Source organism: Frateuria sp. GZRe14, from assembly GCF_051900395.1.
Classification (GTDB): domain Bacteria; phylum Pseudomonadota; class Gammaproteobacteria; order Xanthomonadales; family Rhodanobacteraceae; genus Frateuria_A; species Frateuria_A edaphi.
In genome coordinates this window covers 385,686-406,531 of sequence record NZ_JBHZGJ010000001.1, presented here as the reverse complement: position 1 = coordinate 406,531, position 20,846 = coordinate 385,686, and the positions used below count along the sequence as shown (strand labels likewise).

At 69.1% G+C, this 20,846-nt stretch carries 14 protein-coding genes; 3 read left to right on the top strand and 11 right to left on the bottom strand.

All coding sequences use genetic code 11. The features are described from left to right. Positions 1-376 precede the first annotated feature (376 nt). The 5 genes from aceE to rsgA form a co-directional block, all read right to left on the bottom strand. On the bottom strand, positions 377-3,094 hold the full coding sequence (aceE, locus tag ACFWZ1_RS01840; RefSeq protein ID WP_439665244.1) for a pyruvate dehydrogenase (acetyl-transferring), homodimeric type: 2,718 nt from the start codon (positions 3,092-3,094) through the stop codon (positions 377-379). A gap of 199 nt (positions 3,095-3,293) precedes the next feature. Further along, positions 3,294-4,277: a glycosyltransferase gene (locus ACFWZ1_RS01835; protein ID WP_231323128.1), complete on the bottom strand. Its 984-nt coding sequence runs from the start codon at positions 4,275-4,277 to the stop codon at positions 3,294-3,296. Positions 4,278-4,538: 261 nt separating this feature from the next. After that, positions 4,539-6,851 (bottom strand): NADP-dependent malic enzyme, encoded by a 2,313-nt coding sequence (locus tag ACFWZ1_RS01830; protein ID WP_231323126.1) that lies wholly within the window; start codon positions 6,849-6,851, stop codon positions 4,539-4,541. A gap of 116 nt (positions 6,852-6,967) precedes the next feature. After that, the gene (locus tag ACFWZ1_RS01825; protein ID WP_231323124.1) at positions 6,968-8,239 is read right to left on the bottom strand and encodes a flavohemoglobin expression-modulating QEGLA motif protein; all 1,272 of its coding nucleotides are present in this window, start codon (positions 8,237-8,239) and stop codon (positions 6,968-6,970) included. Between the two features lie 67 nt (positions 8,240-8,306). After that, positions 8,307-9,359: a ribosome small subunit-dependent GTPase A gene (gene rsgA / locus ACFWZ1_RS01820; protein ID WP_439665243.1), complete on the bottom strand. Its 1,053-nt coding sequence runs from the start codon at positions 9,357-9,359 to the stop codon at positions 8,307-8,309. A gap of 91 nt (positions 9,360-9,450) precedes the next feature. Between rsgA and ACFWZ1_RS01815 the strand changes: the two genes are divergently transcribed. The 3 genes from ACFWZ1_RS01815 (at position 9,451) to grxD (ending at position 12,486) form a co-directional block, all read left to right on the top strand. Continuing rightward, complete coding sequence (locus ACFWZ1_RS01815) at positions 9,451-10,710, top strand: aminotransferase class I/II-fold pyridoxal phosphate-dependent enzyme (RefSeq protein ID WP_439665242.1); 1,260 nt, start codon at positions 9,451-9,453, stop codon at positions 10,708-10,710. A 177-nt stretch (positions 10,711-10,887) separates the two neighbouring features. Continuing rightward, a complete protein-coding gene (locus ACFWZ1_RS01810; RefSeq protein ID WP_439665241.1) occupies positions 10,888-11,487 on the top strand; it encodes an SGNH/GDSL hydrolase family protein in 600 nt (199 codons plus the stop codon). A gap of 75 nt (positions 11,488-11,562) precedes the next feature. After that, complete coding sequence (gene grxD / locus ACFWZ1_RS01805; protein ID WP_439665240.1) at positions 11,563-12,486, top strand: Grx4 family monothiol glutaredoxin; 924 nt, start codon at positions 11,563-11,565, stop codon at positions 12,484-12,486. 61 nt (positions 12,487-12,547) lie between these two features. Here the strand turns inward: grxD and ACFWZ1_RS01800 are convergent, their stop codons facing one another. The 6 genes from ACFWZ1_RS01800 to ACFWZ1_RS01775 all read right to left on the bottom strand — a co-directional run bounded on the left by ACFWZ1_RS01800 (position 12,548) and on the right by ACFWZ1_RS01775 (position 20,725). Next, positions 12,548-13,555, bottom strand: coding sequence for an SDR family oxidoreductase (locus ACFWZ1_RS01800; RefSeq protein WP_439665239.1), 1,008 nt, complete (start codon positions 13,553-13,555; stop codon positions 12,548-12,550). 27 nt (positions 13,556-13,582) lie between these two features. Next, positions 13,583-13,963, bottom strand: coding sequence for a sensory rhodopsin transducer (locus ACFWZ1_RS01795; RefSeq protein WP_231323112.1), 381 nt, complete (start codon positions 13,961-13,963; stop codon positions 13,583-13,585). After that, entirely contained in the window at positions 13,960-14,406 is a 447-nt protein-coding gene (locus tag ACFWZ1_RS01790; protein WP_231323110.1) for a PPC domain-containing DNA-binding protein, read from the bottom strand. The genes ACFWZ1_RS01795 and ACFWZ1_RS01790 overlap by 4 nt, the downstream gene beginning before the upstream one ends. Before the next feature lie 64 nt (positions 14,407-14,470). Continuing rightward, the gene (locus ACFWZ1_RS01785) at positions 14,471-17,623 is read right to left on the bottom strand and encodes an FAD-binding and (Fe-S)-binding domain-containing protein (RefSeq protein ID WP_439665238.1); all 3,153 of its coding nucleotides are present in this window, start codon (positions 17,621-17,623) and stop codon (positions 14,471-14,473) included. A gap of 166 nt (positions 17,624-17,789) precedes the next feature. Continuing rightward, positions 17,790-18,938 carry an enolase C-terminal domain-like protein gene (locus ACFWZ1_RS01780; RefSeq protein ID WP_439665237.1) on the bottom strand — a complete coding sequence of 383 codons (1,149 nt, stop codon included), beginning with the start codon at positions 18,936-18,938 and terminating at the stop codon, positions 17,790-17,792. Then, a complete protein-coding gene (locus ACFWZ1_RS01775; RefSeq protein ID WP_439665236.1) occupies positions 18,935-20,725 on the bottom strand; it encodes a thiamine pyrophosphate-requiring protein in 1,791 nt (596 codons plus the stop codon). Before ACFWZ1_RS01775 ends, ACFWZ1_RS01780 begins: the two co-directional genes overlap by 4 nt. Positions 20,726-20,846 lie beyond the last annotated feature (121 nt).

The window sequence follows — 20,846 nt, the reverse complement described above, 5'->3', positions numbered from 1 at the left end:
CGACTTGGGCTCGCCTGCGGCGGGCTTCCGATCGCCTGACGGCGCTCGGGTTACTTTTCTTTGCTGGCCCAAAGAAAAGTAACCAAAAGAAATGGCCTCGCTGGGCACGGACCGAGTAAAGAGCTAGGTGCCGCCTCGCCTTGTCGAGTGGGTCCCTTGCTCTCAGAGGAGCTGCCGCCGCTTTACCGCGGGCGCTCGGGAGCTGGGGCAAGTGAGGGTCACCCGCAGTGCGATCCACCGGGGAGGTACAACCGATCACATCGACGTTTGCGTAAGGTGTCCGTGGGTGGCCTTCAGCCCTTCCCGGGGAGGACGTCGAACAGCGCAATGGCCCGACCCTCTCCCCGGCGGGGAGAGGGAGCTATGAGGCGGGCGGTCAGACCGTCTGCGGGTTCGGCTTGTCCGGGTCGAGCTTGTACTCCTTGATCGCGCGCGCCACGTCCTTGGCATTGATCAGGCCGTCCTTCGCCAGCGCGGCCAGCGCGGCGTGGGCGATCCAGTAGCGGTCGACCTCGAAGAAGTCACGCAGGTGCTCGCGCGTGTCCGAGCGGCCGTAGCCATCGGTGCCCAGCACGGTGTAGCGCATGCCGTCGGGCATGAAGGCGCGGATCTGGTCGGCGTACTCGCGCACGTAGTCGGTCGCCGCGATGGCCGGGCCCGAGCGGCCCTGCAGCAGTTGGGTGACGTACGGCAGGCGCTGCTCGGCTTCCGGGTGCAGGCGGTTCCAGCGCTCGGCATCGAAACCGTCGCGGCGCAGCTCGGCGAAGCTGGGGCAGGACCAGATGTCGGCGGCCACGCCGAAGTCCTTCTGCAGCAACTCGGCCGCCGCGATCACTTCGCGCAGGATGGTGCCCGAGCCGAGCAGCTGCACGCACGGCGCCTTGGTCTTGGACTTGCCCTTGCCGCTGTTGGCCGTACCCGAATCGCGGAACAGGTACATGCCCTTGATGATGCCCTCCTCGCAACCCTTGGGCAGATCCGGGTGCTCGTAGTTCTCGTTCATCACGGTGATGTAGTAGTACACGTCCTCCTGCTCCTGCAGCATGCGGCGGGTGCCGTCCTGCAGGATCACCGCGACCTCGTAGGAGAAGGTCGGGTCGTACGACTTCACGTTGGGGATCACGCCGGACATCAGGTGCGACTGGCCGTCCTCGTGTTGCAGGCCTTCGCCGTTCAACGTGGTGCGGCCGGAGGTGCCGCCGATCAGGAAGCCGCGCGCGCGCATGTCGCCGGCGGCCCAGGCCAGGTCGCCGATGCGCTGGAAGCCGAACATCGAGTAGTAGATGAAGAACGGCAGCATCGGCTGGTTGCTGATCGAGTAGCTCGACGCCGCGGCCATCCAGGCGGCCATGCCGCCGGCCTCGCTGATGCCTTCCTGCAGCACCTGGCCCTTCTGGTCCTCGCGGTAGTACAGCAGCTGGTCCGCATCCTGCGGGCGGTACTTCTGGCCGAACGGCGCGTAGATGCCGATCTGCCGGAACATGCCTTCCATGCCGAAGGTGCGCGCCTCGTCGGCCACGATCGGCACCACGCGCGGGCCGATCGCCTTGTCGCGCAGCAAGAGGTTCATGCCGCGCACCAGCGCCATGGTGGTGGAGATCTCGCGCTCGCCGGTGCCCTTGGTGATCTGCTCGAACGCGGACAGTTCGGGCGCCTTCAGCGCCACGTCGGTCTTGCGGCGGCGCTGCGGCAGGAAGCCGCCCAGCGCGCGGCGGCGCTCGAGCATGTATTCGACTTCCGGCGAATCCTTGCCCGGGTGGTAGTACGGCACTTCGTCCAGCTTGTCGTCCGGCACCGGGATGTTGAAGCGGTCGCGGAACGTCCGGATCGAATCGGTATCGAGCTTCTTCTGCTGGTGGGTCGGATTCTGCGATTCGCCCGAGCCCAGGCCCATGCCGTAGCCCTTGACCGTCTTGGCCAGGATCACCGTCGGCATGCCCTTGGTGTTCACCGCCGCGTGGTAGGCGGCGTAGACCTTGTGCGGATCATGGCCGCCACGGTTCAGGCGCCAGATGTCGTCGTCGGACAGGTTGGCGACCATCTCGCGGGTCTGCGGGTACTTGCCGAAGAAATGCTCGCGCGTGTAGGCGCCACCGAAGGCCTTGCAGGCCTGGTATTCGCCGTCGAGCGTTTCCATCATCAGCTTGCGCAGCACGCCGTCGTTGTCGCGCGCCAGGAGCGGATCCCAGTAGGAACCCCAGATCACCTTGATCGCGTTCCAGCCGGCGCCGCGGAAGACGCCTTCCAGTTCCTGGATGATCTTGCCGTTGCCGCGCACCGGACCGTCCAGGCGCTGCAGGTTGCAGTTGATCACGAACACCAGGTTGTCCAGGCCCTCGCGGCCGGCCAGCGAGATGGCGCCGAGCGACTCCGGCTCGTCGCACTCGCCGTCGCCCATGAAGCACCAGATCTTGCGGTCGGTCTTCGGGATCAGGCCGCGGTGCTCGAGGTACTTCCAGAACTGCGCCTGGTAGATCGCCTGGATGGGACCTAAGCCCATCGACACCGTCGGCACCTGCCAGTAGTCGGGCATCAGCCACGGATGCGGGTAGGAGGACAGGCCACGGCCCTTGCCCACCACCTCCATGCGGAACAGGTCCAGCTGCTCCTCGCCGATGCGCCCTTCCAGGTACGAGCGGGCGTACACGCCCGGGCTCGAGTGGCCCTGGTGGAACACGAGGTCACCGGGGTGCTCGGCGCTCGGAGCGCGCCAGAAATGGTTGAAGCCCACGTCGTAGAGCGTGGCGGAGGACGCGAAGCTCGCGATGTGGCCGCCGAGCTCGCCGGGCTTGCGGTTGGCGCGCACCACCATCGCCATCGCGTTCCAGCGGATCAGCGAGCGGATGCGCCATTCCATCGCCGCGTCGCCGGGGCTCTTGGCCTCCTGGCTGGCCGCGACGGTGTTGACGTACTCGGTGGTCGGATCGAACGGCAGGTAGCCGCCGGAGCGCCGCGTGGAATCGACCATGCGCTCGAGCAGGTAATGCGCGCGCTCGGTGCCGTCGTGCTGGATGACCGCATTGAGCGATTCGACCCACTCGCGGGTTTCGGTGGGGTCGATATCCTGGTTCAGGATGTCATCGAACTGATCCATGAAGCTTCTCCGCGGCGCGCTGGGCGCCTGATGTATTCGACGTGTGGGGAGCCCCCGATTCTAGCTTTCGGGGTGCGGGGGTGCCACATGAGACCGGCATACCGCAGGAGCGCACCCTTTCGCCGCTCGATGTCGCGCGCGCGGCGACGGCCCGGCCGCAGGCCGCGGTCGCGCACAGGGGCTCTTGGGAACCGGCGGGCTAGCGGCCGTACAGGCCGAACCAGCGCCGAGGCACGAACAGTTTGAGCGCGCGCTCGGCACTCTTGCGGCGCAGGCCCAGGTGCATCAGGCCACGGCCGATCGGCTTGAGCCAGTGGTGGCGGGCCTTGTGCAGCAGTGCCTCGCGTGCATCGGCCTCGATCCGGTACATCGCGACGATGTCCCGCGCCAGTCCGCGCCGGCGCGGCGGCAGTTCCGGCATCTGCGCCAGGCAATGTTCCAGGTCGTCGGCGGTGCCGCGGTAGAAGTGGATGGTGCGTTCGTAGCGGCGCTGCATGCGCAGCATCGGCGGTTCGTGCCGGGCGAACACGCCGGCGCTGACGCTGTTGGCGTGCTGGCGGTACTGGATGAGCGGCTGGCGCAGGTTCATGCATTCGCCAAGCAGCGCGCCGCGCAGGCTGAGCGCATTGTCCTCGATCGGTCCCAGCAGCGGGCCGAAGCGTTCGAACACCTCGCGCCGGAACGCCATGGCCGCGCCCAGCAGGCCGATCAGCCGTCCGATGCTCACGTAGTAGTCCAGCCCGAACACTTCCGGCCGCTGCCGGAACGACACCTCGCGCGCGTGGCCGTTCTCGTCGATGCCGTCGAAGTCGCTGCCCAGCACGGTCGCCCGCGGCCGGCGCCGGAATGCATCCAGGATCGTCGCCACGCGGTGCGGGTAGGAGATGTCGTCGCCCGCCATCATCACCACGATGTCGCCATGGGTCAGCGGCACCGCGGCATTGACGTGCGCGGCCACGCCCAGGTTGTGTTCGTTGCGGCGCACGCTGACGCGGTGCGGGCCACGGTAGTTGGCGACCATCTCCTGCGCCAGCTCGAAGGTGCCGTCGTCCGAGCAGTCGTTGGATACGATGATCTCGCACGGCACCGTCTGCGCCAGCGCCGATTCCAGCGCAGCACGGATGTAGGGCGCATCCCGGTAGCAGAGCAGCAGGATGCTGGCGGAAAGTGCGGTTTCAGACATGAGTCACCCGACCCCAAGGATGCCTTGCGTTTCCGAAGCCGCTCCATGGCCGGGTATCCGCCGTTCAGTTGCCGGACGGCCTGGTATCTGCGCAAAGGCCTGCACCCAGACAACGCTGGGCGCAGATGCGCCATCCTGCCGTCATGCCTCCGGATCCCTGCGCGCGCTCGTCCTGTCCTCTGGATGACGGGCGGACGCCCCCGCGTCCGCCCCGGGAACCGGCGCGCGAGCGCAGCATACGCCGTACCGGCCGCCGTTGCGTTAGCGCATGCTCCGCCAGGCTTCCGCGCCGGTCGTGCGGCCCGAACCGCGCAGCTGCGCGTCCACTGCCGCGAGCGCCGTCATGTTGACCACACGGCGCACGGTCGAGGCCGGGGTGAGGATGTGCGCGCTCTTGTCCACGCCCATCAGGATCGGGCCGATCGCCACGCCACCAGTCATCACCTTGACCATGTTGTAGACGATGTTGGCTGCGTCGAGGTTGGGCAGCACGAACAGGTTCGCGCGACCGGTGAGCGTGCTGTTGGGGAAGATGCGCTGGCGCAGCGCCTCATCCCAGGCGGTGTCGGCCTGCATCTCGCCATCGATCTCCAGCCGCGGCGCATGCTCGCGGATCAGCTGGTAGGCCTTGCGCATCTTGGCGGCGCTGGGGTTGTCGTGGCTGCCGAAATTGGAGTGCGAGAGCAGCGCCACCTTCGGCGCGATGCCGAACAGCTTGAGGCGATAGCTCGCCTGCAGCGTGGCCTCGGCGATCTGCTCGGCGGTGGGGTCGACCTGCACGTGGGTATCGACGAAGAACCAGGCGCCCAGGTCGTTGATCACGCCGCTCATCGCCGAGGTGCACTGCACGTTCGGGTCCAGGCCGAACACGCTGCGCAGGTAGCCGAGCTTCTTGTGGTAGCGACCGACCAGGCCGCAGATCATCGCGTCGGCCTCGCCACGCTCGACCATCAGCGCGGCGATCAGCGTGGGCCGCGAGCGCAGCAGGTTCTTGGCGGCCGCGGGGGTGACACCGCGCCGCTCGGTCAGCGCGTGGTACTGCTGCCAGTAGTCGTTGAAGCGCGGGTCGTCGTTGATGTTGGTGAGCTCGAAATCCACGCCCTCGCGAATGCGCAGGCCGAGCCGCTCGATGCGCTGGGCAATCACGTCCGGCCGGCCGATCAGGATCGGGAAGGCGAGCTTCTCGTCGATCACCGTCTGCACGGCGCGCAACACGGTTTCTTCCTCGCCCTCGGCATAGACCACGCGCTTGAGGTCCGTGCGGGCGCGCTCGTACACCGGCTTCATCAGCAGGCTGGTGCGGTAGATGAACTGGCCGAGCTTCTCGCGGTAGGCGTCCATGTCCTCGATCGGTCGCGCGGCGACACCCGAATCCATCGCCGCCTGCGCCACCGCCGGCGCCAGCATCACCAGCAGGCGCGGGTCGAACGGACGCGGGATCAGGTATTCGGCGCCGAACGAGGGCACCTCGCCGCCGTAGGCGCCGGCAAGATCCGAAGCCTCCATCCGCGCCAGGGCGGCGATCGCGCGCACGCAGGCGAGCTTCATCGCCTCGTTGATCCCGGTGGCGCCCACGTCCAGCGCGCCGCGGAAGATGTACGGGAAGCACAACGCGTTGTTGACCTGGTTCGGGTAATCCGAGCGGCCGGTAGCGATGATGCAGTCCGGCCGCACGCGCTTGGCGTCTTCGGGCAGGATTTCGGGGTTGGGATTGGCGAGCGCGAGGATCACCGGGCGCTCGGCCATGGTCGCGACCATTTCCGGCTTGAGGATGCCGCCGGCGGAGAGGCCCAGGAACACGTCCGCGCCCGCCACGATGTCGGCCAGCGAGCGTTTGTCGGTATCGCGCGCGTAGCGTGCCTTGTCCGGATCCAGGCCCGGGCGCCCGGTATGGATCACGCCCTCGCGATCGAACGCCAGAATGTTCTGCGGCTTCACGCCGAGCGCCACCAGCATGTCCAGGCAGGCGATGCCAGCCGCGCCGGCGCCCGTGGTGGCGAGTTTGACGTCCTCGATCCTCTTGCCGACCACTTCCAGCGCATTGAGCACGGCAGCGCCAACGATGATCGCGGTGCCGTGCTGGTCGTCGTGGAACACCGGGATGTTCATCCGCTCACGCAGCTTGCGCTCGACGATGAAGCACTCCGGCGCCTTGATGTCTTCGAGGTTGATGCCGCCGAAGGTCGGTTCCATCGCGGCGATGATGTCGACCAGCTTGTCGGGGTCGCGCTCGTTCAACTCGATGTCGAACACGTCGATGCCGGCGAACTTCTGGAACAGCACGCCCTTGCCTTCCATCACCGGCTTGCCGGCCAGCGGACCGATGTCGCCCAGGCCGAGCACCGCGGTGCCGTTGGTGATCACCGCGACCAGGTTCCCGCGCGCGGTCATCTGGCTGGCCGCCTGCGGGTCCTCGACGATCGCCTCGCAGGCGTAGGCCACGCCGGGCGAGTAGGCCAGCGCCAGGTCGCGCTGCGTCACCATCGCCTTGGTCGCGGTGACCTTGATCTTGCCTGGGCGGGGATGGCGGTGGTACTCGAGCGCGGCGTGGCGCAGGTCGTCGGGATGGGCCATGGGTGGCGGCTTTTTTCTGCGAGGGGAAGCGGTCTCACATGGTAGCAGGCAGGTCGCCTGCGAGCCTTCCGGCGCCTGCAGGAGCCACGCCAGGCCGTCTGGCGCGGCAATGGCGCTCAGAGCCGCAGATTCAGCTCGTCCGCCTGCACCTGCCCCATGTGGATGCCGTTGACGAACAGGGAGAAGGCCAGCTTGCCGGCCAGGCCATGCACGCGCTGCATCCACGGTGGCAGCCAACGCGGGGGCAGCAGGGTGCCGGCCTCGAAATGCGGCTGCAGGGTGATCACGTCGTGCAGCGCCAGCTTGCCGGCGAACAGGTAGCGCAGCAGGTCCATGCGCTGCTGCTTGAACGCCCAGCGGAAGAAGGTGTGCACGGTGAGCAGGCCGGACAGGTACACGTTGTCCTTGGCGAACACCGCGCCGCCGGTCAGCGGCACGCCGCGGAACACCCGCTGCGCGGAGTGGAAACTGTCGGCCGTGCCCTGCCCGCAATGGCGGAAATATTTGTAGACCTCGACGAAGTCGGCCCCGTTGAGCGCCATGTCGATGGCCAGGATGCGCAGGCTGATGCGTTTGAGCCGCGCGATGTCGATGGCGCCGGAAATCAGCTCGGCGAACACTGCCAGCCCTTCCTGCGTGGCGGTGACGCGCGGCGAGGTGCGCGCCAGCGAGCCGAGCAGGGGCTGCTCGCGGCCGTTGAGCGCGGTGAGCGAATGCACGAACGCCTCGTGCGCGAGCAGCTGGTGGCGGTCGTATTCGCTGAAGTGGGCGCCGCCGCGCAGGCGGATGCGCGTGGCGCCGGCGGCGGCCTTGGCGGTGAGTTCGGGGTCGACTTCCACCGCGATGCGTCCGGGGCCGAAAAAGCCGTCCAGCACCTGGCTGAGGTCAGCGCACAGTTCCTCGGCCGAAAGATTCATGCTCACCGTGTCGGAGAGCAGGTCAGCGCCAAGCTCGTCCGAGAGCTCGACGAAGTAGCGCGCCGCGTCCAGGTTGCTCTTGTCACTGCCCGGGATCGCATCGCCCGGCCGCCCGTACAGGGCGATCGACGGGGCGGTGACGCCGGCGCTGCCGACCGCTTCGAGCATCTCCGCTGCCACCCGCCAGGAGGTGGCGGTGCGGCACAGGAAATCGCCGATCGGGTCGCCGACCAGCAGCACCTCGGCTTCGCGTTCGATCGCCGCCAGCTCGGCGCGCACCGCGGCCAGGTCCGGCCGGACGTAATGCACCTCCGGCAACGCGAAATCGCCCTTGTCGTAGGCAGCGATCATGCGCCGCTCCAGCGAGGCCGGCCAGCTCACCGTGGGCAGGATGTTGATGGCGCGGGTGGCGGCGAGCAGGCGCTGGTCGAGCGCGGCGTAGTGCCGGCGGGCGGATGCGTCGACGTTCATCGCGGCCTCGGCGCACACGCGGTGCGGGGACGGCCCGGATTCGCGCAGCTGCCGTGCATGCCGCGCCTTACTCCCGCTCGCGCCGGCCGCGATGTCCGTGCGGACGGTCCGGCGGACGCCCGCCGCGCTGGCGGCGCAGGCGCGCCTCCAGCGTCGCCGCCTGCTCCTCGCGCTCGTCGCGCAGCTTGAGGTAATTGCGCCAGCGCTCGGCGGTCAGGTCGCCCGAGTCCAGTGCCGATTGCACCGCGCAGCCGGGCTCGCTGCCGTGGCCGCAATCGGCGAAGCGGCAGGTTTCGGCCAGCGCCTCGATGTCGGCGAACAGGTCGAGGTTTTCCTCGCCGGTGAGCTTCAGTTCGCGCATGCCGGGCGTGTCGATCAGGCAACCGCCGGTGGGCAGCATCAGCAGCGCGCGGTGGGTGGTGGTGTGGCGACCGCGGCTGTCGTGCTCGCGCACCGCGCCGGTGGCCATGCGTTCGGTGCCGAGCAGGGTGTTGGTCAGGGTGGACTTGCCGGCGCCGGACGATCCGACCAGCACCGCGCTGTCGCCGGGCCCCAGGTATCGCGCGAGAAGCTCGGCGCTGGCCGGGTCCTTGCCGTTGACGGCGTGGATCGGCGTGGTATCCGGCAGGCGCTCGCGCAGCGCGGCCAGGCGCGCATCGCCATCGGCCTGCAGGTCGAGCTTGCTCAGCAGCACCACCGGTTGCGCGCCGGAATCCTCGATCAGCGACAGGTAGCGCTCGATGCGCGCCGGGTTGAAATCGTTGTCCAGCCCGGTGAGCACCAGCACGTAGTCGATGTTGGTGGCGATGATCTGCCGCTCGTAGCGCTCGCCCGCGGCGGCGCGCGAAAGCACGCTGCGCCGTGGCAGCACGCTGAGAATGTGCGGCGGCCGGCCCTCCTCCACCTCGACGAAATCGCCTACCGCGGGGCGGTCGGCCGGATCGAGGGTGCGCTTGAGGAAATGTCCGGCCGGCTGCGCGCCGAACAGTGCCTGGCCGTCGTGCAGTTCGTAGCCGGCGCGATGCTGCGCCACCACGCGGGCGATGCGGTGTCCACCGGGTGGCAGGTCGCCCCGCCAACCGATGTGGCGCAGGCGTTCGATGGTCGCGGCATCGCTCATAGGTTCCCGATTATGCCTCGCCGAGGCGGTGTCCGCCGCGCACCCCGCACTGCTAGCATCGGCGGCTTTACAAGGCCCCGCAGAGGACCCCGTGCCGGTTCCGTCCCTTTCCGCGTCGATCACCCCCAGCCCCCACCTCGCCGACGTGCGCTACGAGATCCGCGGCGCGCTTACCCGCCGCGCCCGCGAACTGGAGTCGGCCGGCCACGCCATCGTCAAGCTCAACATCGGCAACCCGGCCCGCTACGGTTTCGAGACGCCGGGCCACCTGCGCCAGGCGATCGCCGCACACCTGGCCGACAGCGAGGGCTACGGCCACGAACAGGGGCTGGAAGAGGCGCGCGAGGCAATCGCCGCGCAGCAACGCGCGCGCGGCGCGCAGGGCGTGGCGGTGGAGCGCATCTTCGTCGGCAACGGCGTCAGCGAGCTGATCGACCTGTCGTTGCGCGCGCTGCTGCAGCCGGGCGACGAGGTGCTGCTGCCCAGCCCCGACTATCCGCTGTGGAGCGCGGCGACCATCCTGAACGGCGGAAGCCCGCGCTATTACCGCTGCCTGGCGCAGAACGCGCACCTGCCCGATCCGGAAGAACTCGAGTCGCTGATCACTTCGCGCACCCGCGCGCTGGTGTTGATCAACCCGAACAACCCCACCGGCGCGGTGTATCCGCGCGCGCTGCTGGAACAGCTGGTGGCAATCGCGCAGCGCCACGACCTGCTGCTGTTCGCCGACGAGATCTACGACGAGATCCTCTACGACGACGCGCCCTTCCAGCCACTGGCCGAGGTCGCCGGCACGCACCCGTGCCTGAGCTTCGGCGGGCTGTCGAAGGTGCACCGCGCCTGCGGCTACCGCGTCGGCTGGCTGAGCCTGTCCGGCGATCCGGCGCGCACCGGCGCCTACCGCGATGCGCTGCAGCTGCTGGCCGCGCTGCGCCTGTGCGCCAACGTCACCGCGCAGTGGGCGGTCGAGCCGGCGCTGACCGGTCGCGCCACGATCGCCGCGCTCACCGCCCCCGGCGGGCGCCTGCACGAGGCACGTCGCGCGGTGCTGGAAGGCGTGGCATCGAGCGGGTTTCTCGACCTGGTCGCTCCCGCGGGCGCGTTGTATGCGTTCCCGCAGGTACGGGCCGAGCGCCTGCCGCGGTTCGACGACAACGTGTTTGCGCTGCGCCTGCTGGAGGAGGAAGCGGTGCTGGTCGTGCCCGGGTCCAGCTTCAACGTGCCGCACAGCCGCCACTTCCGCCTGACCCTGCTGCCGCCGCCGGACCAGTTGGCCGAGGTGTTCGTGCGGGTCGAGCGGGTGCTCTCGCGGATGGCGCAGGAGCAGGCGTGCGAGTCGGCCATCGCCTGATCCAAGGCCCCTCCCCCGCGGGACTGGGGTTTGGGCGCGTGGTTGCCGCCAGCGCTTCGACTTCACCCTGGGGGCTATGCCCAGCGCGAACGGTTTCCCGGGCGGCCAACATATCCTTTCGGCCCGAGCCTGGATGTCCGGCGCCGGAGTCGAAGGACCACCCACCGGAGCGCTGCCATGCCCCTGCACTACCTCGCCCTGGGCGATTCCTACACCATCGGTGAAGCCGTTCCCGCGACCGGCCGCTGGCCCGTGCAACTGGTGCACCAGCTGCGCGCGCGTGGCGTGGCCATCGACGACCCGCAGATCATCGCCGTGACCGGCTGGACCACCGACGAGCTTTCCGCCGCGATGGACGCGGCCACGTTCACGCCGCCCTACGACCTGGTCACCCTGCTGATCGGCGTCAACAACCAGTACCGGGGCCGCGCGGCCGGTGAGTACCGCTCCCAGTTCAGCGGCCTGCTTCGACGGGCGATCGCACTGGCGGGCGACCGGGCCGCGCATGTGGTGGTCGTCTCGATTCCCGACTGGGGCGTCACCCGTTTCGCCCGCGAGCAGGATCGCGACCCGGCGCAGATCGCCCGCGCCCTGGACGTCTACAACGCGATCGCCCGCGACGAGGCCGGCCGCGCGGGCACGCGCTGGGTGGACATCACGCCGATCTCGCGCCGACATCCGGACCTGGTAGCCGACGACGGTCTGCACCCCGGCGCCGCGCAGTACACGCTGTGGACCGACGCGATCCTGCCGGCCGCCGCCACTGCGGTGAAATAGCGCGGCGATTGGGATCGCCTGGCACCGCCCCCATCTGCGGGGCGTATCATTGGCCCTCTTTGCCGGAGCTTTCCCATGTCCCTCGACCCTGCCACCCGCGAACGCATCGAAACCCTGCTCAAGGACCACCGCGTGGTGCTGTTCATGAAGGGCGACCGTCGCCAGCCGATGTGCGGTTTCTCCGCGGCCGCGACCAACACGCTCAACGAGCTGTTGCCCGAATACCACACGGTCAATGTGCTGGACGATCCGGAAATCCGTGAGGGCATCAAGGTGTTCGGGGACTGGCCGACGATCCCGCAGCTGTACGTCGAGGGCGAGCTGGTCGGCGGCGCCGACATCATCCGCCAGATGTACGCCAGCGGCGAACTGCATTCGCTGTTCGGCGCCACCCCGCCGGACCGCACGCCGCCGGAGATCACGATCACCGACAAGGCGGCCGAGGCCATCCGCAACGGCATCGCCAACGCACAGGGACTGGCGCTGCACCTGGAGATCGGCCCCGACCACAGCGCCGGCTTCCAGCTGGCGCCGGCCGGCGACCACGACATCGTGGTGACCGCCAACGGCATCGAGGTGCATTTCGACCCGGGCAGCGCGCAGCGCGCCAAGGGCATCGTGATCGATTGGGTCTCCACCGTGCAGGGCGAAGGCCTGAGCCTGAAGTTCCCCGGCGCGCAGGAAATCAAGTCGCTCAGCGTGCAGGAACTGAAGGCACGCCTGGCCGACGGCAGCGTGCTGCTGGTCGACGTGCGCCCGGCCGCTGGCCGCGCCCTGGCCCCGTCGCTGGCGCAGGCGCGTGTGCTGGAGGAGGAGGGCTACGACGCCTTGGCCGCGCTGCCGAAGGACACGGCGATCGCCTTCATCTGCCACCACGGCAACTCCAGCCGCGGCGTGGCGGAGCGCTTCGCGGCGCACGGGTTCACCGACGTCTTCAACGTCGAGGGCGGCATGGATGCGTGGTCACGCGAGATCGATTCCTCGGTGCCGCGCTACTGATGGCGCAGGGTGGGCCTGGGCCCACCCTGGCGCACCTCGGCGGTAGGCCGAACCCACCGGCCTACACATGCCCCGCCCGGCGCGGGCCACGGCTTCCCGCCCACAACAGTGCCCCGGCCGCCAGCACGCCGGCGGCGAGCAGGCCGCGGTGCGTCGTGGCCCACAACTGCAGGCTGTACGCCTTGGAGCGGGCATCGAAGCGGCCGTGCGTGCCGTAATCCTCGCGCACCGCTTCGTAAAGGTTGTCCGGCCGGTCTTCCGGCAGCGGCAGCTGGCCCATCTGGCCGGCGTAGCCGAGCTTGACCAGGCGGCGGTCGCCCAGCTTCGGGAACAGCTTGTTGCCGAGGATCGCCTTGACCGCGGGAAAACCCACGTTGAGCTCGCGCCGCCGGTGATGCGCGGCCCAGTGGATGCCCCTGGCCGCGACCTCCGGCTGGAAGATCGGCGGCACCGGCTGCGGCCGGCGCGGCAGCTTGGTGCGGCCCCATTGGAACTGCGGCGTGTTGAAGGCGGACAGCTGCACCATCGTGATGTGGATGTCGCTCCGCTCGTGCATCAGCTCCACGCGCAGCGCGTCGGTGAAGCCGCGGATGGCGAACTTCGCGCCGCAGTAGGGCGCCTGCAGCGGTATCGCCCGATACGCCAGCGCCGACCCCACCTGCACGATGGTGCCGCGGCCGCGCTCGCGCATGCGCTTGAGCGCCGCCATGGTGCCGTACACGGTGCCCAGGTAAGTGACCTCGGTGGCTCGGCGGAACTCCGCCGGGCTGATCTGGTGGACCGGCGCGAAGATGGTCGCCATGGCATCGTTGATCCAGATGTCGATCGGGCCGAGCTCCCGCTCGACGCGCTCGGCCGCGGCCTCGACCGCGTCGGCGTCGGACACGTCCAGCGGGATCGGCAACGCCTCGCCACCCAACCGCCGCACTTCCTCGGCGGCGACTTCCAGGCCATCGCTGCCGCGCGCGATCAGGGCGATGCGCGCGCCGTCGCGGGCGAAGCGATGGGCGGTGGCGCGGCCGACGCCGGCGGAGGCGCCGGTGATGACGACGACTTCGGGTTTCTTCATGGTGCGGCTCCTTCGGTGCCTGCAGGATCAGCTGTAGGCGATGGTGGAAAGCAGCGCGAGCGCGGCCTGGCGCGAATCCAGCCGCGTGTGCTGCACCACGATCGGCACGTCCGACTCGATCACGCTCGAATAATCGGTGTCGCGCGGGATCGGCTCGGGATCGGTCAGGTCGTTGAAGCGCAGGTGCAGCGTGCGCCGCGCCGGCACGGTGACGCGGTAGGGACCGGCCGGGTCGCGATCCTTGAAGTAGATGGTGAGGGTCACCTGCGCGTCCTGCGCGTTGGTGTTGAGCAGGCAGGCGGTTTCGTGGCTCAGGAAACGCGGATCGTCCGCATGCGTGCCGCCGGGCGGGATGTAGCCCTCGGCGATGGCCCAGCGGCGCTGGCCGATCGGTTCTGGCGTGGTCATGGCAGCTCCTTGTCGAGGTGGATCAATGCAAGACCCGAGACCGGGTCGTGGCGGCGGCGCAGGTGCGCGGGCGCCTCGGTGACGATCACTTCCAGCGTGGGCCGCACGTGGCCCTCCAGCAGGTGGCCGCCCAGCGCGCGGGCGTCGGACCGGCCCAGCACCGCGTGCATGTGCAGCCGGGGTTCGTCGTCCTTGAGCGCCACGTCGCCGATCAGCGAGACCACTTCCACCTGTTCGTCGACGGGGTTGCGCTTGTAGTCCCTGGCGTCCCAGTCGAAATAGCCCAGCACCGCGCGCTGGAAGGCGCCGATGGCGGTCAGGTGCGCGGCCGACAGCTGCTGCGCCCTGGCAAAGGCGAGCAGGCAGGCGTTGGCCTCGTCGCCGGTCTCGAGCACGACGGCCCAGGTGCGCGTGTCGCCCTGGTGGATCAGTTGGTAATGCATGGATTGGCGCTCCTGCGTGGTGGCCGGCCAGGTGGAGCAGGATCGAAGGGCGTCGGGTCCACCCTCACCTTGCGTGCCCTCCCCACCCCTCGCCCCCGCGCCCGGGCTCCGGCCGCGCCGAGGGCAGCGGCGCTTCGCGCTCGCGGCGGGGAATCGGGTCGAGGTTGGACGTGCCCTGCGCCAGCGCCATCGCCAGCACCTGCGACACGTCCAGCGCGGTGCGGCCGGTGCATTGCCCTATCTGCTGGCGGCAGGAAAAGCCGTTGGTGATGATCAGCGTGTCCGGATCGGCCGCGCGGATGGCCGGCAGCAGTTCCAGCTCGCCGATCGCGAGGGAGACGTCGACTTTCTTCGCGTCGAAGCCGAACGAGCCTGCCATGCCGCAACAGCCGGCATCGAGCAGTTCGAAGTCCAGCCCTGCCTTGGCGAGCAGCCGCTTCTCCGCATCGGTGCCGATCACCGCGTGGTGGTGGCAGTGCGCGTGCACCAGCGCCTTGCGCTTGAGCTGCGGCGGCGCGTAGCCGACACGGTCGAGGTACTCGCTGAAGAGGAAGGTGTTGCGCGAGAGCCAGTGCGCGCGTTCGTCGCCCGGGAACAGATTGGGCAGCTCGTCGCGGAACGCCGCGACGCAGGAGGGCTCGAGCCCGACCACCGGCACGCTGCGGTCGATGTGCGGCGAGAGCGCATCGAGGATGTCCGACAGCTGCGCGCGGGCCTTGTCCAGCATGCCCTCGGCATACAGCGGACGCCCGCAGCACAGCGTCGCCTGCGGGACCACCACGCGGTAGCCGGCCGCCTCCAGCACGCCGACCGCGTCCTTGAGTGGATCAGGATGCAGGTAGTTGTTGAACGTGTCCGGCCACAGCAGCACTTCCGGGCCGCGCATGCGGGATTTTTCGCGCGCGGCGAACCAGTCGCGGAAGGTCTCGCTGGCGAACCGCGGCATCGTGCGTTGCTGGGCGATGCCGCCGATCGCCTTGGCCAGGTGCGAGAGTCCGGGCGTCTGCAGGATCGCGTTGGCCAGCCACGGCACGTGCGACGCGACGCGGGCGATGTCGAAGATGCGCCCCATCGCATAGGCCGCGCGCGGGCGCAGGCGGCCTTCGTAGTGGTGATGCATGAACTCGGCCTTGTAGGTAGCCATGTCCACGTTGACCGGGCAGTCGCTCTTGCAGCCCTTGCAGGCCAGGCACATGTCCAGCGCGTCACGCACCGCCTCGCTGCGCCAGCCGTCTTTCAACGGGTCGCCTTCGAGCATCTCGAACAACAGGTGCGAGCGCCCGCGCGTGCTCCACTTCTCCTCGTGGGTGGCGCGGTAGCTCGGGCACATCACGTTCTTGTGCTTGTTGCGGCAATTGCCCACGCCGACGCAGCGGCGCGCCGCCTGCGCGAAGCTCATGCCGTCGGCCGGAAAGGCGAATGCGGTCTTGAGCTTGGGCGGCTGGTAGCCCGGACCATCGCGCAGGTCGGCGTCCATCGGGTTGGGATCGACCACCTTGCCGGGGTTCATGCGCCCGCGCGGGTCCCACAGCGCCTTGAACTCGCCGAAGGCCTGGACCAGCTCGTCGCCGAACATCTTGGGCAGGAACGAGGCGCGCACCTGGCCGTCGCCATGCTCGCCGGAGAGCGAGCCTCCGTAGGACAACACCAGGTCGGAGGCCTCGTCCATGAAGGCGCGCCACTGCGCCACCGCCTCGGGCGTGGACAGGTCGAACGCGATGCGGCAGTGGATGCAGCCGTCGCCGAAGTGGCCGTACAGTGCGCAGGTGTAGGTGTACTTGGCCAGCAGCTTGCGGAAGTCGCGCAGGTACGGACCGACCTTGTCCGGCGGTACGGCGGCGTCCTCCCAGCCGGGATGGCCGTCCGGCTGGCCGGGAACGCGCGCGGTGGCGCCAAGGCCCGACTCGCGGATCGTCCACAGCATGCCTTCCTCGGCCGGGTCGTCGAACAGCTTCATGCTCGGCGGGTGGTCCTCGGCCTTGAGCGTCTGCATCAGCTTGCGGGCCTTGCCGTCGGCTTCGTCCTTGGAGTCGCCGCCGAACTCGACCATCAGCCAGCCGCCGCCCGGCGGCAGCAGGGCGCGGTCCTTCGGGTGCATGTCCTTGCGCTTCATGTCGGCGATCAGCGCGTCGTCGATGCCTTCCAGGCCGGTCGGGCCGAAGGCGAGGATCTGCGGCACGTGGTCGCCGGCCTCGAAAACGTCCGGGTACCCGAGCACCAGCAGCGAGCGCACCGGCGGGCTGGGCACCAGCCGCACCTCGGCCTCCAGGATGGTCACGCAGGTGCCTTCCGTGCCGACCAGCGCCCGCGCCACGTTGAAGCCGTTCTCGGGCAGCAATTCGTCCAGGTTGTAGCCGGAGACGCGGCGCGGGATCTTCGGATAGCGCGCGCGGACCAGGTCGGCGTAGCGATCGCGGATGGATTTGAGGCCGGCGTAGATCTCGCCGCGCCGCCCGCCCTCGCGGATGATCTGTTCCAGCTCCTCTTCGCTGGTCGGCCCGACGCGCATGCGCAGGCCGTCGTAGGTGACGATCTCCAGCGCGTGCACGTTGTCGGCAGTGCGCCCGGCCATCACCGAGTGCACGCCGCAGGAGTTGTTGCCGATCATGCCGCCCAGCGTGTTGTGCGCGTGGGTCGACGGATCCGGGCCGAAGGTGAGGTGGTGCTTCTCCGCCTGGTCGCGCAGGTCGTCCAGCACGCAGCCCGGTTCGATGCGCGCACGACGTTGCTCCGGATCGATCGCGACGATCTGGTTGAGGTGGTAGGAGAAATCCATCACCACCGCGGTGTTGCAGCACTGGCCGGCCAGGCTGGTGCCGCCGCCGCGCGAGAGCACCGGCGCGTCGTGTTCGCGGCAGATGCGCAGCGTTTCGATCACGTCGCGGGCGTGGCGCGGCTTGACCACGCCGATCGGCACCTGGCGATAGATCGAGCCGTCGGTGGCGTAGAGCGCACGGCTGCCGTCGTCGAAGCAGACCTCGCCTTCCAGCGCCGCGGCGAGGTCCTGCGCCAGCACGGCGGCGGCGGCACTGGAAAAGGCCAAGCGGTTGCTGTGCGAGTGGCGCACGCGCGGCGGCGCCAGCGGCAGTACCGCGGCATCGCGGTGGCTGTCCTGGCGGCCGCGGCCATCGGTGGACGATGCGGCCGCCTCGGCGCCGGAAGCGTCGGGTTTGCGGGGGAACGAAGGGACGGAGCCGTGCTCCCGCTGCTTGGTCATGATGTCGCCCCTCCCCGCAAGTGACCCGCTGATTCTCCTGTCGGAGCGCAGCCTGTGCGCGACCGTGGGCATGCCGCTTCGGGCGGTCGCGCACCCGGTGCGCTCCTGCTGGGAGGCCGGCCGACCTCGAGGGAGCGGCCTGTTTGGCCATGGCGTGTTCTGGCGGTCATGTCAGGAGTCCTTCCGGAGCGATGCGGTAACGCTCCGCGTCGCGCTGCTTGAACGTCAGGCCCAGCCCGGGCGCGTCCGCATCGACCACCAGCGCACCATCGCGCAGCGCCGGCAGGCCGTCGAAGAACATCGACTCGATGCGTGCGTGGTCGTGGAAATACTCCACGTGCTTGAGGTGCCCGATTGCGCTGCACACGTGCGCGTGCAGGTGTGGCGCGCAGTGCGCCGAGACCGGGATGCCGAAGCCGCGCGCCAGCGCGGCCGCTTGCAGGAAGCCGGTGAAGCCGCCGCAGCGGGTAGCGTCGACCTGCAGCACGTCGACCGCGCCGGCCCGAAGCATGCGGCGGAAGTACCAGGCATCCCAGCCGTACTCGCCGGCGGCGATATCCATGCCGGCTGGCGCGCGGTCGCGCAGCAGGCGCAGCCCTTCGAGATCGTCGGAGGACACTGGCTCCTCGAACCAGCCCACGCTGTCGCGGGCGTAACCACTAGCCAGCGCCAGCGCCTGTTTGCGTTCGTAGGCGCCGTTGCCATCGACCATCAGTTCGACCGCCGGGCCGATCGCCTCGCGCGCGGCGTGCACGCGCGACGGATCGTCATCCGGGTGCGTGCCGACCTTCATCTTGACCCGCGTCATGCCCTCACCGGCCCACCCGGCGAGCTGTTCCTGCAGACGGCCGATCGAATAGGAGGTGAAACCACCGCTGCCGTACACCGGCACCGCCTCGCGCGCACGGCCCATCAGGCGCACCACCGAAGTGCCGTGCAGGCGTGCCTTCAGGTCCCACAGCGCCACGTCGACGGCGGCGATCGCCATCAGGCCCACGCCGGGCCGCCCGATGTTGCGCAAGGCGCGGTTCATCGAGGCCCACGCGCGGGGAATGTCGTCGATGTCCTGGTTCAGCAGCACGTCGCGCAGCGGGTCGGCGATCACCGCACCCGCCGCGGCATGGGCGTAGGTCCAGCCAAGGCCGGTATGCCCACCGGCCGACACCCGCGCCAGCACCATGGTGGTCGCATCCCAGGCGATGGTGCCGTCGGCCTCCGGCGCATCGGTGGGAATGCGATAGGCATCCACTTCGATGCGGGCGATGCGGCGCGTTGCGGGAACGGTCGCGACAGGCGCGGGCCGTGCGTCGTTCATCGTGAATTGTTCGGCAGGATGCCGGCGAGCACCTGGCGCAGGCTCTGCTTGATGATGCCGCCCTCGTCCGGATCGCCCTTGGCCAGTGCGGTCATGTAGTCCCTGGCCTGCTTCCAGGTGATGTGCGGCGGCAGCGGCGGCACGTCCGGGTCGCTGATGATGTCCAGCAGCACCGGCCGGTCGGCGGCGAAGGCCTGCTCCCACGCGGTGGCCAGGTCCTCGGGCCGGTCGACGCGGATCGCCTTGAAGCCGAGCAGCTCGGCGTATTTGGCGTAGGAGAACTCCTCCACGTCCTGCGATTCGGAGAACTTCGGGTCGCCACCCAGCGCGCGCTGCTCCCAGGTCACCTGGTTGAGGTCGTCGTTGTGCAGCACCATCACCACGAAACAGGGGTTGGACCACTTCTTCCAGTACTGCTTGACGGTGATCAGCTCGGCGTTGCCGTTCATTTGCATGGCGCCGTCGCCGACGATCGCCAGCACCGGGCGTTCCGGGTAGGCGAACTTGGCCGCGATCGCATAGGGCATGCCGCTGCCCATGGTGGCCAGCTTGCCCGAGAGCGAGGCCATCATGCCCTTGCGGATCTTCACGTCGCGCGCGTACCAGTTGGTGTGCGAGCCGCAGTCGCCGCAGATGATGGTGTTGTCGGGCAGGCGCGGCGAGAGCTCCCAGAAGATGCGCTGCGGATTGATCGGGTTGGCCGGCTGCATCGCCTTGGCTTCGAGGTCGCGCCACCACTTGCGCACGTTGAGTTCGATGCGCTCGCGCCAGTCCGGGTTTTCCTTCGGGCGCAGCAGCGGCAGCAGGCGTTCGAGCACCTGCGCGCTGTCGCCGATGAGGTTCACTTCGGTCGGATAGCGCATCGACACGTTGCGCGGGTCGATGTCGATCTGCACTGCGCGTGCCTGGCCTTCCTCGGGCAGGAACTCGGAGTACGGGAAGGTGGTGCCGACCATCAGCAGGGTGTCGCAATCGTTCATCATGTCCCAGCTCGGCTTGGTGCCGAGCAGGCCGATCGAGCCGGTGACGAAGGGCAGGTCGTCCGGCAGCGCGGCCTTGCCGAGCAGTGCCTTGGCGATGCCGGCATCGAGCCGGTTGGCCACCGCGACCACCTGGTCGCCCGCATGCATGGCGCCGGCGCCGATCAGGATCGCCACCTTGCGGCCGTCGTTGAGGATGTCGGCGGCGCGCTTGATGTCTTCGTCGCCCGGCACGGGGCAAGGGTTGGCGTAGCCCACGCCGGTGTAGACGTCGTTGTGCTTGCGCGGCGGATGCCTGACCGCCGGCAGTTCCTGGATGTCGTTGGGCACGATCACGCAGGTGACCGTGCGCCGAGCGGCGGCGATGCGAATCGCCCGGTCCATCACCTGGCGCACCTGCATCGGCGACAGCACGGTTTCGACGTAGCCGCAGACGTCCTGGAACAGCACCTGCAGGTCGACTTCCTGCTGGTAGTCGCTGCCGATCGCGCTGCGCGCGGACTGGCCGACGATCGCCAGCACCGGCATGTGGTCCATCTGTGCGTCGTACAGACCATTCAGCAGATGGATCGCGCCGGGGCCGGAGGTGGCCATGCACACGCCGATCTCGCCGGTGAACTTGGCATGCGCGCCGGCCATGAAGGCGGCCATTTCCTCGTGGCGCACGCGCACGTAGTCGAAACGCTCCGCCGCGCGGCCCATCGCGCCCATGATCCCGTTGATGCCATCACCCGGGAAACCGAAGATGCGCCGGATGCCCCAGTCGGTGAGGCGCTGCAGGATGAAATCGCCGACGGTTTCGCTCATGGGTTGCTGGCTCCTTGCGGGCGCGGGGCGCCGCGGGACGGGCGCAAGGGTTCGCCTCGCGCGGGGAGCGCGTGCCTGTCAGAGCGGTGGGGGTCTGGCAAGGATCGGCGGAACGGACGAA

Coding starts and splice junctions, on each gene's coding strand:
- aceE (WP_439665244.1), bottom strand. CDS start 3,094: ATGGATCAGTTCGATGACATCCTGAACCAGGATATCGACCCCACCGAA.
- ACFWZ1_RS01795 (WP_231323112.1), bottom strand. CDS start 13,963: ATGACCACGCCAGAACCGATCGGCCAGCGCCGCTGGGCCATCGCCGAG.
- ACFWZ1_RS01780 (WP_439665237.1), bottom strand. CDS start 18,938: ATGAACGACGCACGGCCCGCGCCTGTCGCGACCGTTCCCGCAACGCGC.
- ACFWZ1_RS01790 (WP_231323110.1), bottom strand. CDS start 14,406: ATGCATTACCAACTGATCCACCAGGGCGACACGCGCACCTGGGCCGTC.
- ACFWZ1_RS01830 (WP_231323126.1), bottom strand. CDS start 6,851: ATGGCCCATCCCGACGACCTGCGCCACGCCGCGCTCGAGTACCACCGC.
- ACFWZ1_RS01785 (WP_439665238.1), bottom strand. CDS start 17,623: ATGACCAAGCAGCGGGAGCACGGCTCCGTCCCTTCGTTCCCCCGCAAA.
- grxD (WP_439665240.1), top strand. CDS start 11,563: ATGTCCCTCGACCCTGCCACCCGCGAACGCATCGAAACCCTGCTCAAG.
- ACFWZ1_RS01800 (WP_439665239.1), bottom strand. CDS start 13,555: ATGAAGAAACCCGAAGTCGTCGTCATCACCGGCGCCTCCGCCGGCGTC.
- ACFWZ1_RS01835 (WP_231323128.1), bottom strand. CDS start 4,277: ATGTCTGAAACCGCACTTTCCGCCAGCATCCTGCTGCTCTGCTACCGG.
- rsgA (WP_439665243.1), bottom strand. CDS start 9,359: ATGAGCGATGCCGCGACCATCGAACGCCTGCGCCACATCGGTTGGCGG.
- ACFWZ1_RS01825 (WP_231323124.1), bottom strand. CDS start 8,239: ATGAACGTCGACGCATCCGCCCGCCGGCACTACGCCGCGCTCGACCAG.
- ACFWZ1_RS01775 (WP_439665236.1), bottom strand. CDS start 20,725: ATGAGCGAAACCGTCGGCGATTTCATCCTGCAGCGCCTCACCGACTGG.
- ACFWZ1_RS01810 (WP_439665241.1), top strand. CDS start 10,888: ATGCCCCTGCACTACCTCGCCCTGGGCGATTCCTACACCATCGGTGAA.